This is a genomic window from Pseudomonas sp. HB05 (genome assembly GCF_016756915.1).
Lineage (GTDB): Bacteria > Pseudomonadota > Gammaproteobacteria > Pseudomonadales > Pseudomonadaceae > Aquipseudomonas > Aquipseudomonas alvandae.
Genome location: NZ_JAESPG010000012.1, coordinates 16,289 through 28,931 on the forward strand (window position 1 = coordinate 16,289; position 12,643 = coordinate 28,931).

Consider the following 12,643-nt stretch of genomic DNA (forward strand, 5'->3'; position numbering starts at 1 on the left):
ATTGAGTATAAGAAGGAGGCTAACGAATCAACAAGTGAGCCCGCGCACAATATCAGTGTCGACGATGAGCTTTTTGTGGCGAGGGGATTTATCCCCGCTGGACTGCGAAGCAGTCCCAAATGCACTCAATCAATTTGCCTGGCACACCGAGTTGTTGGGTTCTAGGGCTGCTGTGCAGCCCAGCGGGGATTAATCCCCTCGCCACGACGGTGTTTTACCTTGAACTGTTGGGATTCAGGAAAAAGTCGGCACCGTACTGTTATGCCACACCAGCACTTGGCTGACGCGGTTGTCGACGGTTTCGATGATTTCCAGCCGATAGCGGCCGATCTTCAGGCACACCGGGCTTTCCGGGATGGTCTCCAACGCTTCGGTCACCAAGCCGTTGAGGGTCTTGGGACCGTCGCAGGGCAGGTGCCAGCCGAGGGTCTTGTTCAGTTCGCGGATCGATGCCGCGCCATCGATCATCAAGCGCCCATCGGGTTGAGGATGGACATGCGGGTTGTCGAGGCTGTGCTCGCTTTCGAACTCGCCGACGATTTCTTCGAGAATGTCCTCCAGGGTCACGATGCCCAGCACCTCGCCATACTCGTCCACCACCATGCCCAGGCGCCGCTGCTGTTTGTGGAAGTTGAGCAACTGCAATTGCAGCGGTGTGCTTTCAGGCACGAAGTACGGCTCGTGGCAGGCGGCGAGCAGCGCCTCCTGGGTCAGGCTCGCATCCGCCAGCATATGACGGATCTGTCGGGTGTTGAGCACTGCTTCGACCTGGTTGATGTCGCTGTGGAACACCGGCAGCCGGGTTCGCCGGTTCAGGCGCAACTGCTCGATGATCTCGCCGATGGGGTCGTCCAGGTTGATCCCGTCCACCTCGCTGCGGGGCACGAGGATGTCGTTGACCGTGATGTTGTCCAGCGCATGGATGCCGGAAATCGGGTGTACCCGACCGTTGCCCTGCTCCTGTTCCTGTTCGGCGCGGGGCGTTGCGGGTGGTTCATCGTCGCTTTGCTGGACTGCGCGGGCCTTACGAGCAAAGGGGCGTAGCAGCAATTGGCTGAGGCCATTGAGCAGCCAGGCGGCGGGGTAGAGAATTTTCAGTGGTACGCCGAGCAACGTGTTGCCCAAGCCCAATACGGCATCGGGAAAACGGCTCGCCAAGGTGCGAGGCAGGTAATCGGCGAACACCAGCAGGGCCGCACTGGTGCCGAGCCAGGCCAGCCAGGGGCCGTTTTCCAGCCAGGTGAAGAGTGCCAGCAACGTGGCGATGACCACGGCCAGGGCACGGCAGAAGGTATTGCACAGGATCAGGCTGGCCAAGGGGAAGCTCAGGCGCGCCAGCGGTTTGTCACTGGCGCGCGAGGCGCGGCGTTGGGCCAGCAAGTGTTGCTGGGCAGCTTCGATGGCCGTGAACAGGGCCGACCAGAGGATCAGCACGACCATTACCGCAAACATGGGCCCTACGGGCAGGCTCTCCATCAGACTCGTCCGTCAGATATGCAGGATATATTCGCGGACCAACTTGCTGCCGAAGTACGCCAGCATCAGCAGGCAGAACCCCGCCAGTGTCCAGCGAATCGCCTTGTGGCCACGCCAGCCGAGACGGTTGCGGCCCCACAGCAGCACGCTGAACACCACCCACGCCAGGCATGCCAGCAAGGTCTTGTGCACAAGGTGTTGGGCGAACAGGTTCTCGACGAACAGCCAGCCGGAGATCAGCGACAGCGACAGCAGGGTCCAGCCGGCCCAGAGGAAACCGAACAGCAGGCTTTCCATGGTTTGCAGCGGAGGGAAATTGCGGATCAGCCCGGACGGGTGCTTGTGCTTGAGTTGATGGTCCTGCACCAGCAGGAGCAGCGCCTGGAATACCGCGATGGTAAACAGGCCGTAGGCGAGGATCGACAGCAGGATATGGGCGAGGATGCCCGGCTCTTCGTCGATGATCTGCACCGTGCCCGACGGCGCGAACTGCGCCAGCAGCACCGTGGCCAGCCCCAGCGGGAACAACAGCACCAGCAGGTTTTCCACGGGTATGCGCGAGCAGGCCAGCAGCGTCAGGGCGATCACCGCGACGGCAATCAGGCTGGCGGCGTTGAAGAAGTCCAGGCCCAGGCCGATCGGCGTCATCAAGTGGGTAAAAAGGCTGGCCGCATGGCCGAGCACCGCCAGCACGCCAAGCGTGACCAGCAGGCGTTTGTTCGCCTTGGCGCCGGAGGCCAGGCGGGTGCCTTGATAGAGGGTCGCAGCGGCGTACAGGCAGGCGGCGGCGAGGGAAGCAAGCAAACTGGGTGACAAGGGGAGCATAAGTCCTGTTAGGCAAGCCCGAAAGGCGCTGAGTTTGGCATAGAACCCCCTCCACACGAAAGACCACTGCAAGGTGTACGCCGCACGCTTCTTCGCTATAATCCGCGACCTGCCCACGCCGCAGGCTCGCCGAGCACATATTTCACGGTCTGGGCCGCCATTATCCCGGTCATATCTGGGCCTGAAAGGATCGCGCATGTTTGAAAACCTAACCGACCGTCTCTCGCAGACGCTGCGCCATGTCACCGGCAAGGCGAAGCTGACCGAGGACAACATCAAAGACACCTTGCGCGAAGTGCGCATGGCGTTGCTCGAAGCCGACGTCGCCCTGCCGGTGGTCAAGGACTTCGTCAATTCGGTGAAGGAACGCGCCGTTGGCACCGAAGTGTCGCGCAGCCTGACGCCGGGCCAGGCCTTCGTGAAGATCGTCCAGGCCGAGCTCGAAAGCCTGATGGGCGCCGCCAACGAAGACCTGAACCTGAGCGCCGTACCGCCAGCGGTAGTGCTGATGGCCGGTCTCCAGGGCGCGGGCAAGACCACCACGGCTGGCAAACTGGCGCGCTTCCTTAAAGAGCGCAAGAAAAAATCGGTAATGGTGGTGTCCGCGGACATCTACCGTCCGGCGGCAATCAAGCAGCTGGAAACCCTGGCCAACGATATCGGCGTGACGTTCTTCCCGTCCGACCTGAGCCAGAAGCCGGTGGACATCGCCCAGGCGGCTATAAAGGAAGCGAAGCTCAAGTTCATCGACGTGGTCATCGTCGATACCGCCGGTCGCCTGCACATCGATGAAGAGATGATGGGCGAGATCAAGGCGCTGCATGCCGCGATCAACCCGGTAGAAACCCTGTTTGTCGTCGATGCCATGACCGGCCAGGACGCGGCCAACACCGCCAAGGCCTTCGGTGATGCACTGCCGCTGACCGGCGTGATCCTGACCAAGGTCGACGGCGACGCCCGTGGCGGTGCCGCGCTGTCGGTACGCGCCATCACCGGCAAGCCGATCAAGTTCATCGGCATGGGCGAGAAGAGCGAAGCGCTCGAGCCGTTCCACCCCGAGCGTATCGCTTCGCGCATCCTCGGCATGGGCGACGTGCTCAGCCTGATCGAACAGGCGGAAGCGACACTCGACAAGGACAAGGCCGACAAACTGGCCAAGAAGCTGAAGAAGGGCAAGGGCTTCGACCTCGAGGATTTCCGCGACCAGTTGCAACAAATGAAGAACATGGGCGGCCTCGGCGGCCTCATGGACAAACTGCCGAACATCGGTGGCGTAAACCTGGCGCAGATGGGCAATGCCCAGGGCGCGGCGGAAAAACAGTTCAAGCAGATGGAAGCCATCATCAACTCCATGACCCCGGCCGAGCGCCGCGACCCTGAGCTGATCAGCGGTTCGCGCAAGCGCCGTATCGCCATGGGTTCCGGCACCCAGGTGCAGGACATCGGTCGCTTGATCAAGCAGCACAAGCAGATGCAGAAGATGATGAAGAAATTCTCCGCCAAGGGCGGGATGGCCAAGATGATGCGCGGCATGGGCGGTATGTTGCCCGGCGGCGGCATGCCGAAAATGTAAAGAATCTGCGCCGGCTGTCATGTCGGCGTTGCCCCGCACGGATGCGGGGATCTCCAGCAAACCCGCGCCAGGCGGGAGCTGACCTGCCGTTTTTAATGACGGCTTCATGGCAGATCTTGATTGCACGGCACCAGGCGCCGGAAAAAGTCATTTGCAAAAGTCCGGATATTCCTTAGAATATGCGGCCTTTCGGGCACCTATGCCCGCTGTGCATTTAGATTTGCAGCACCGACTACAGGAACGATGTTCACATGCTAACAATCCGTCTTGCCCTTGGCGGCTCCAAAAAGCGCCCGTTTTACCACCTGACCGTAACCGACAGCCGCAATCCGCGTGACGGTTCCCACAAGGAGCAGGTTGGTTTCTTCAACCCTGTTGCCCGTGGTCAGGAAGTTCGTCTGTCCGTGAACCAAGAGCGCGTAGCCTACTGGCTGAGCGTTGGTGCACAACCTTCTGAGCGCGTTGCTCAGTTGTTGAAGGAATCGGCTAAGGCCGCGGCCTGAGCAATATGAACGCGACGCCAAAAGATGCCGGTGATTTGATCGTTGTCGGCAAGATCTACTCTGTACATGGCGTTCGCGGCGAAGTGAAGGTGTATTCCTTTACTGATCCGATCAAGAACCTGTTGGACTACAAAACCTGGACGCTCAAGCGCGAAGGTAGCGTGAAACAGGTGGAGCTGGTCAGCGGACGCGGGAACGACAAGTTCCTGGTCGCAAAGCTCAAGGATCTCGATGATCGTGAAGAAGCACGTCTTCTGGCCGGTTATGAGATCTGTGTGCCGCGCAACCTGTTCCCTGAACTGACCGACGGCGAGTACTACTGGTACCAGCTGGTGGGTCTGAAGGTCATCGACCACCTCGGGCAATTGCTCGGGAAGATCGATCACCTGCTCGAGACCGGTTCGAACGATGTCATGGTGGTCAAGCCTTGCGTCGGCAGCCTGGATGATCGCGAACGCCTGTTGCCCTATACCGAGCAATGCGTGTTGGCAGTCGACCTTGAAGCAGGCGAGATGAAGGTGGAATGGGATGCGGATTTCTAAACGTGGCTAATTTGCGCGTTGAAGTCATCACGCTGTTTCCCGAGATGTTTTCCGCCATCAGCGAATACGGCATAACCAGCCGCGCGGTGAAACAGGAGCTGTTGCAGCTCACCTGTTGGAATCCGCGAGACTACACCACGGATCGGCATCACACTGTGGACGATCGCCCGTTTGGCGGTGGTCCGGGCATGGTGATGAAGATCAAGCCCCTGGAAGATGCACTGGTTCAGGCCAAGGCAGCAGCCGGGGAGGCGGCGAAGGTAATTTACCTGTCGCCCCAAGGCCGTCAGCTGACTCAGTCGGCGGTACGCGAGCTGGCGAATTCGGATGCATTGATCTTGATTGCCGGCCGTTATGAAGGCATTGACGAGCGTTTCATTGAGGCTCATGTCGATGAAGAGTGGTCGATTGGCGACTATGTATTGTCTGGCGGCGAGCTGCCGGCGATGGTCCTGATCGATGCGGTTACACGACTGCTGCCTGGAGCTTTAGGGCATGCGGATTCCGCCGAGGAAGATTCCTTTACGGATGGTCTGCTGGATTGCCCGCACTACACCCGACCGGAGGTGTATGCGGATCAGCGTGTTCCCGACGTGTTGCTGAGTGGCAACCACGCGCACATCCGGCGTTGGCGTTTACAGCAGTCCCTTGGTCGGACCTATGAACGACGCGCCGATCTTCTGGAAAGCCGCTCGCTTTCTGGAGAAGAGAAGAAGCTGCTCGAGGAATACATCCGCGAGCGGGACGATAGTTAACAACGTATCGATGGTAAGTCCGATGACTTGCCTTAGGAGCACAGCATGACTAACAAAATCATCCTTGCACTCGAAGCAGAGCAGATGACCAAAGAGATCCCTACCTTTGCCCCGGGCGACACCATTGTCGTTCAGGTGAAAGTGAAGGAAGGCGACCGTGCGCGTCTGCAAGCGTTCGAAGGTGTTGTTATCGCCAAGCGTAACCGCGGCGTAAACAGTGCATTCACCGTTCGTAAAATCTCCAACGGTGTTGGCGTAGAGCGTACTTTCCAGACCTACAGCCCGCAAATCGACAGCATGGCTGTCAAGCGTCGCGGTGACGTACGTAAAGCCAAGCTGTACTACCTGCGTGACCTGTCGGGTAAAGCAGCTCGCATCAAGGAAAAACTGGCTTAAGTCCAGCTTCCGATGCAAAAAAAGCAGCCTGCGGGCTGCTTTTTTGTTGCCTGCGATTTGTGCTTTGAGCACTCTGCATAGCTTTATGGCCCTTTCGACGCCGTGTGTGCCCGTATCCTTCAAGAGTTTTTATGCCCGCCATCGATCATCCGCTCATAGACCAGTTTCTCGACGCCCTGTGGCTGGAAAAAGGGCTTTCCGATAACACCCGCGGCGCCTATCGTAGCGACCTGGCCCTGTTCAACGGCTGGTTGCAGGAAAAGAATCTGGAGTTGGTAAACGCCGGCCGGGAGCTGATCCTCGATCATCTGGCGTGGCGCCTGGAGCAGAACTACAAACCGCGCTCCACTGCCCGATTTCTTTCCGGTTTGCGTGGGTTTTATCGCTATTTGCTGAGAGAAAAGTTGATCGCGGTGGACCCGACCTTGCGCGTGGAAATGCCGCAGCTGGGGCGTCCGCTGCCCAAATCCTTGTCGGAGGCAGATGTGGAAGCATTGCTGGCGGCCCCCGACCTCAGCGACCCCATCGGCCAGCGTGATCGGGCCATGCTGGAAGTCCTGTATGCCTGTGGCCTGCGCGTCACTGAGTTGATCAGCCTGACGCTCGAACAGGTGAACCTGCGCCAGGGCGTGCTGCGGGTGATGGGCAAGGGCAGCAAGGAACGCCTGGTGCCGATGGGCGAGGAGGCGATCGTCTGGGTTGAGCGTTACATGCGCGATGCCCGTCATGATCTGCTGGGCGGGCGTCCCAGCGACGTGCTGTTTCCCAGCTTGCGCGGCGAGCAGATGACCCGCCAGACCTTCTGGCACCGCATCAAGCACCAGGCCAAGGTAGCCGGGATCAATAAATCGCTTTCCCCGCACACCTTGCGGCATGCCTTCGCCACGCACCTGCTCAATCACGGCGCCGACTTGCGAGTGGTGCAGATGCTGCTGGGGCACAGCGATCTATCCACAACCCAGATCTACACCCATGTGGCCCGGGCGCGGTTGCAGGACTTGCATGCCAAGCACCATCCCCGGGGCTGAGCCTGCCGCGATGTTGTCAATGCTGACGCCATCGCGAGCAAGCTCGCTCCCACAGGGATCCGTGTTGGGCGCGCGATCCCGGCCTGGCACCGATCAAAGTGTGGGAGCGAGCTTGCTCGCGATAGCTGTGTGTCAGCCGCCATCAATTCTGTATGTGACTACAAAACGTCGTGTGTCAGCGGCATTCGGCCACGCCACCCTTATGTGGTAGGCTTTCCCGGTTTGCACAGTGGGCGGCTGGAACCCGAATCTGCGGGTCGGCGTTTCCTCGTCCCATTTGTTCGCCTCAGGAGTCCCCATGCGTTTGATCCAGATGTTCACCGCCGCCGCCATTGCGCTGGCCAGTACCTTTGCCATCGCCGATGACGCGGCCGACCAGGCCATCCGCAAGAGCCTGGCCAACCTTGAGCTCGAAGTGCCGATCGAAGCCATTACCGCCAGCCCGATGTCCGGCCTGTATGAAGTCAAGCTCAAGGGCAGCCGTGTGCTGTACGCCAGTGCCGACGGCCAGTACATCGTCCAGGGCAACCTGTTCGCGCTCAAGGATGGCAAGCCGGTCAATCTCACCGAGATCACCGAGCGCCAGGGCATCTCCAAGCTGATCAACGGCATCCCGGTTGCCGAGACCGTGGTCTACCCGGCGATCGGCGAGACCAAGTCGCACATCACCGTATTCACCGACACCACTTGCCCGTATTGCCACAAGCTGCACGCTGAAGTGCCGGAGCTGAACAAGCGCGGTATCGAAGTGCGCTACGTGGCGTTCCCGCGCCAGGGCCTGGGTTCGCCGGGTGACGAGCAGCTGCAGGCGGTCTGGTGCTCCAAGGACAAGAAGGCGGCCATGGACAAGATGGTCGACGGCAAGGAAATCAAGGCCGCCAAGTGCGAGAACCCGGTTTCCAAGCAGTTCGCCCTCGGCCAGTCCATCGGCGTGAACGGCACGCCGGCTATCGTTTTGGCAGACGGCCAGGTAATTCCGGGCTATCAGCCGGCGCCGCAAGTCGCCAAACTGGCCCTGAGCGTAAAATGACCAGGGTCGATCCGCTTTTGAAGATCACGGCTCGGCGAAAACCTTCGTCGGGCCGTTAAACACAAAGTCGCGTTGCTGCGCGGCTGTATTTCACGGCCGACCTTGCGTCGGCCGTTTCATGGGGAGTCAAGAGTGAATCCGGTCAAAGTAGGCATCTGTGGGTTAGGTACCGTCGGTGGCGGCACCTTCAACGTACTTCAGCGCAACGCCGAGGAAATTGCTCGTCGTGCCGGGCGTGGAATCGAAGTGGCACAAATTGCCATGCGCACGCCAAAGCCTCAGTTCCAGACGACCGGTATTGCGATTACCAACGATGTCTTCGAAGTGGCCACGAACCCTGAGATCGACATCGTGATAGAGCTGATGGGCGGCTATACCGTTGCCCGAGAGCTGGTACTCAAGGCCATCGAGAATGGCAAGCATGTGGTCACCGCGAACAAGGCGCTCATCGCCGTTCACGGTAATGAGATTTTCGCCAAGGCACGCGAGAAAGGCGTGATCGTGGCGTTCGAAGCCGCCGTGGCCGGGGGTATCCCGGTGATCAAGGCGATTCGCGAAGGCCTCTCGGCCAACCGCATCAACTGGGTTGCGGGGATCATCAACGGCACCGGCAACTTCATCCTCACCGAGATGCGCGAAAAAGGCCGCACCTTCGAGGATGTACTCACCGAAGCCCAGGCCCTGGGTTACGCCGAGGCCGATCCGACCTTCGACGTGGAAGGCATCGACGCAGCGCACAAGCTGACGATCCTGGCTTCCATCGCCTTTGGCATCCCGCTGCAATTCGACAAGGCCTACACCGAAGGCATCACCAAGCTGACCACCGCCGACGTGAACTATGCCGAAGCCCTCGGCTATCGCATCAAGCACCTGGGCGTGGCGCGCAGCACTGCCAGCGGCATCGAATTGCGGGTGCACCCGACGCTGATCCCGGCGGATCGCCTGATCGCCAACGTCAACGGCGTGATGAACGCGGTGATGGTCAACGGCGATGCCTCCGGCTCGACGCTGTTCTATGGCGCCGGCGCCGGCATGGAGCCAACAGCGTCCTCGGTGATCGCCGACCTGGTGGATGTGGTTCGCGCCATGACCTCGGACCCGGAAAACCGCGTGCCGCACCTGGCCTTCCAGCCGGATTCGCTGTCGGCCCATCCGATTCTTCCGATCGACGCCTGCGAAAGCGCCTACTACTTGCGCATCCAGGCCAAGGACCACCCGGGCGTATTGGCCCAGGTCGCGAGCATCCTTTCGGAGCGTGGCATCAACATCGAGTCGATCATGCAGAAGGAAGTCGAGGAGCACGACGGCCTGGTGCCGATGATCCTGCTGACCCACCGTGTGGTCGAGCAGCGCATCAACGACGCCATTGCCGCGTTGGAGGCCCTGCAAGGCGTCGTTGGCCCGGTTGTCCGTATCCGCGTCGAACATTTGAACTAATTTAGCGGCAAGCTCTAAGCTGCACGCTACAAGTAAAAGCCGACCCGCTTTTCACTTGTAGCTTGTAGCTTGAGGCTCGCAGCTCAAACCGAAGGTTTGCCCCTATGCGCTATATCAGCACCCGTGGCCAGGCACCGGCCCTGAATTTCGAAGATGTCCTGCTGGCCGGCCTGGCCACGGATGGCGGTCTCTATGTGCCGGAGAACCTGCCGCGTTTCACCCAGGAAGAAATCGCCTCCTGGGCCGGCCTGCCGTATCACGAGCTGGCCTTCCGCGTCATGCGCCCGTTTGTTGCCGGCAGCATTCCGGACGCCGATTTCAAGAAGATCCTCGAAGAGACCTATGGCGTCTTTTCCCACAATGCCATTGCCCCGTTGCGTCAGCTCAACGGTAACGAATGGGTCTTGGAGTTGTTCCACGGTCCGACCCTCGCGTTCAAGGATTTCGCCTTGCAACTGCTCGGTCGCCTGCTGGACTACGTGCTGCAGAAACGTGGCGAGCGCGTGGTGATTGTCGGTGCGACTTCCGGCGACACCGGTTCGGCCGCCATCGAAGGCTGCAAGCATTGCGAGAACGTCGACATCTTCATCCTGCACCCGCACAACCGCGTCTCGGAAGTGCAGCGCCGGCAGATGACGACCATCTTCGGCGAAAACATCCATAACATCGCCATCGAAGGCAATTTCGATGACTGCCAGGAAATGGTCAAGGCGAGCTTCGCCGACCAGAGTTTCCTCAAGGGCACGCGGCTGGTGGCGGTGAACTCGATCAACTGGGCGCGGATCATGGCCCAGATCGTCTATTACTTCCACGCGGCCCTGCAATTGGGCGGCCCGGCCCGTTCGGTATCGTTCTCGGTGCCGACCGGTAACTTCGGCGATATCTTCGCTGGCTACCTGGCGCGCAACATGGGCCTGCCGATCAATCAACTGATCGTCGCCACCAACCGCAACGACATCCTGCACCGCTTCATGAGCGGCAACCAGTACGTGAAGGAAACCCTGCACGCCACGCTGTCGCCGTCGATGGACATCATGGTGTCGTCGAACTTCGAACGCCTGTTGTTCGATCTGCATGGTCGCAACGGCGCGGCGATCGCCAGCCTGATGGACAGCTTCCGCCAGGGCGGCGGTTTCAGCGTCGAGGCCGAGCGTTGGACCGAAGCCCGCAAGCTGTTCGATTCCCTGGCCGTGGATGACGCCCAGACCTGCGAGACCATCGCCGAGGTGTTCGGGCAAAGCGGTGAGTTGCTCGACCCACACACCGCTATTGGTGTGAGGGCCGCGCGCGAGTGCCGTCGCAGCCTGGATATCCCGATGGTCATCCTGGGCACTGCTCACCCGGTCAAGTTTCCGGAAGCCGTGGAGAAGGCGGGCGTAGGAAAAGCGCTCGAACTGCCTGCACATCTTTCTGATTTGTTTGAGCGAAACGAGCGTTGCACGGTGTTGCCGAACGACTTGAAAGCCGTGCAGGCCTTTGTCAGTCAGCATGGCAATCGCGGCAAGCCTCTCTGACTGCTCTAACCTGTCACATTTTGAAGCCCGTCTCCTGACGGGCTTTCTTGTTTCTGCATGCCAAACTGGCCGGGTTTTCGCCCTTGGAGGGATGGGCGGGTAATTTCGAAGGAAGTGCAGATGTTGTTCTTTATCCGATGCAAACCAGTGTTGAGCTGGATGATGGGCCTGGTCCTGATGTACTGGACCCAGTGGGGCGGCGCGGCCCAACTGGCGGCCTCCGGCCAACCACCGTTCGAGCCGGGCGGGCGGCTGGCGCTTGATGCCGAGGAGTTGCGGTGGATCAGGGAAAATCCGCGTGTCGTCGTTGCCTCGATGCAATTCCCGCTGTACCTGTTCAAAGATGAACGCGGGCGATGGAATGGGCTGAACGACGATATTCTGCGACATATCGCGCACATGACCGGCCTTGAGTTCGTCCACCGGGAGTCGTTCTCTCCCGATCAATTGATCGTGATGTTGCAAAACGGCGAGGCCGACATGACCACCACCCTGGCGATGAACGACGAGCGCCGGGAGTTCCTGAGTTTCAGCCATGCGTTCGGAGGCTCCGGCTGGGTCTTCGTCGGGCGCAACGGAGCGCCACTGCTCCGTTCGCTGGAGCAGCTCAATGGCAAGGTCCTGGCGTTGCCGGCACGCCACGCGTTGGAAGCGCAGATCAAGCGCGACCATCCGGCCATCGAGCTGCGCACGGTCAAGACCTATTGGGAGGCGAGGGCGCTGGTGGAGAGCCGGGAAGCCCATGCCACCATCGAGAATGAAACCGGCGCGCACCTTTATCCCGCAGGTCAGCTACAGGTGGGCAGCAACCTCGAAGGTCGATGGGAGCCCGATTATCTGGCTGTGCGCCAGGACCTGCGACCTTTGCTGGGCATTTTGAACAAGGCGCTGGAAGCATTCCCGGTCGAAGAAATGCGTGCGCTGCGCTCAAAATGGTTGGCAAGTATTGCCCCGCGCCAGGCACCGTCGCTCTGGGCACGTGTCTCCCAGTGGGGCTATTGGTGTGTGGTCGGGGCGGGCGTGTTCGGCCTGTTGTCCCTGCTGTGGAGCCGTCGCCTGCAGGCGCAGATCAATCAGCGTCTCAAGGCCGAGGCGGTACTCAACGACCAGTTGACCTTCCAGCGAGCCCTGATGGACGCCATTCCCGATCCGATCTTCATTCGAGACCTCGAGGGACGGCTGATCATGTGCAACAGAAGTTACGAGGAACAGTTTTCGACCCGCTTCGAAAAACTGCGAGGGACCCGTTTGACAGACTCTTCGGCCTTTCCATTGGCGACTGCCGAGCTGCTGCATGGTGAACTGATGGAGCAATTGCAAAGCCGCAAGCCGCGATTTGTTGACCGTCAACTGATGTTCAACTGCGGATTACGGGACATCTACCACTGGTCGGTGCCATTTTATGGTGCCGATGGGCAATTGCGAGGGCTCCTGGGTGGGTGGATCGATGTCGGGCGGCGATGGCGGCGCTCGAACCGGTTCCTGGCGTGAGCCCGGCGACGGGCAATGGCTGTTGTCTGCCTGTCACATTGGACGCGCATGCTCGTTTGAACAGGTCTCGGAT

General features: G+C 60.1%; 12 protein-coding genes. 10 read left to right on the top strand and 2 right to left on the bottom strand.

Features of this window, described 5'->3' with window-relative positions:
* Positions 1 to 234 precede the first annotated feature (234 nt).
* Positions 235 to 1,476, bottom strand: a complete 1,242-nt coding sequence (locus JMN22_RS13275) for a CNNM domain-containing protein (RefSeq protein WP_198796308.1) — start codon at positions 1,474 to 1,476, stop codon at positions 235 to 237.
* A 12-nt stretch (positions 1,477 to 1,488) separates the two neighbouring features.
* Positions 1,489 to 2,301 carry a cytochrome C assembly family protein gene (locus JMN22_RS13280; RefSeq protein ID WP_030139562.1) on the bottom strand — a complete coding sequence of 271 codons (813 nt, stop codon included), beginning with the start codon at positions 2,299 to 2,301 and terminating at the stop codon, positions 1,489 to 1,491.
* Between the two features lie 196 nt (positions 2,302 to 2,497).
* Between JMN22_RS13280 and ffh the strand changes: the two genes are divergently transcribed.
* The 10 genes from ffh to JMN22_RS13330 all read left to right on the top strand — a co-directional run bounded on the left by ffh (position 2,498) and on the right by JMN22_RS13330 (position 12,570).
* A complete protein-coding gene (ffh, locus tag JMN22_RS13285) occupies positions 2,498 to 3,874 on the top strand; it encodes a signal recognition particle protein (RefSeq protein WP_030139561.1) in 1,377 nt (458 codons plus the stop codon).
* Positions 3,875 to 4,125: 251 nt separating this feature from the next.
* Positions 4,126 to 4,377, top strand: a complete 252-nt coding sequence (gene rpsP / locus JMN22_RS13290; protein ID WP_003198088.1) for a 30S ribosomal protein S16 — start codon at positions 4,126 to 4,128, stop codon at positions 4,375 to 4,377.
* 5 nt (positions 4,378 to 4,382) lie between these two features.
* On the top strand, positions 4,383 to 4,919 hold the full coding sequence (gene rimM, locus JMN22_RS13295) for a ribosome maturation factor RimM (RefSeq protein ID WP_030139560.1): 537 nt from the start codon (positions 4,383 to 4,385) through the stop codon (positions 4,917 to 4,919).
* Entirely contained in the window at positions 4,901 to 5,674 is a 774-nt protein-coding gene (gene trmD / locus JMN22_RS13300; protein WP_187293314.1) for a tRNA (guanosine(37)-N1)-methyltransferase TrmD, read from the top strand. The genes rimM and trmD overlap by 19 nt, the downstream gene beginning before the upstream one ends.
* A 45-nt stretch (positions 5,675 to 5,719) precedes the next feature.
* Positions 5,720 to 6,070: a 50S ribosomal protein L19 gene (gene rplS / locus JMN22_RS13305; protein ID WP_030139558.1), complete on the top strand. Its 351-nt coding sequence runs from the start codon at positions 5,720 to 5,722 to the stop codon at positions 6,068 to 6,070.
* A 131-nt stretch (positions 6,071 to 6,201) separates the two neighbouring features.
* Positions 6,202 to 7,098, top strand: coding sequence for a site-specific tyrosine recombinase XerD (xerD, locus tag JMN22_RS13310; RefSeq protein WP_030139557.1), 897 nt, complete (start codon positions 6,202 to 6,204; stop codon positions 7,096 to 7,098).
* Positions 7,099 to 7,396: 298 nt separating this feature from the next.
* Complete coding sequence (locus JMN22_RS13315) at positions 7,397 to 8,128, top strand: DsbC family protein (protein ID WP_198796309.1); 732 nt, start codon at positions 7,397 to 7,399, stop codon at positions 8,126 to 8,128.
* Between the two features lie 132 nt (positions 8,129 to 8,260).
* The gene (locus tag JMN22_RS13320) at positions 8,261 to 9,565 is read left to right on the top strand and encodes a homoserine dehydrogenase (protein ID WP_030139555.1); all 1,305 of its coding nucleotides are present in this window, start codon (positions 8,261 to 8,263) and stop codon (positions 9,563 to 9,565) included.
* A 104-nt stretch (positions 9,566 to 9,669) separates the two neighbouring features.
* A complete protein-coding gene (gene thrC, locus JMN22_RS13325; protein WP_198796310.1) occupies positions 9,670 to 11,079 on the top strand; it encodes a threonine synthase in 1,410 nt (469 codons plus the stop codon).
* A gap of 120 nt (positions 11,080 to 11,199) precedes the next feature.
* Positions 11,200 to 12,570 (top strand): transporter substrate-binding domain-containing protein, encoded by a 1,371-nt coding sequence (locus JMN22_RS13330; RefSeq protein ID WP_198796311.1) that lies wholly within the window; start codon positions 11,200 to 11,202, stop codon positions 12,568 to 12,570.
* The last annotated feature ends 73 nt before the right edge of the window (positions 12,571 to 12,643 follow it).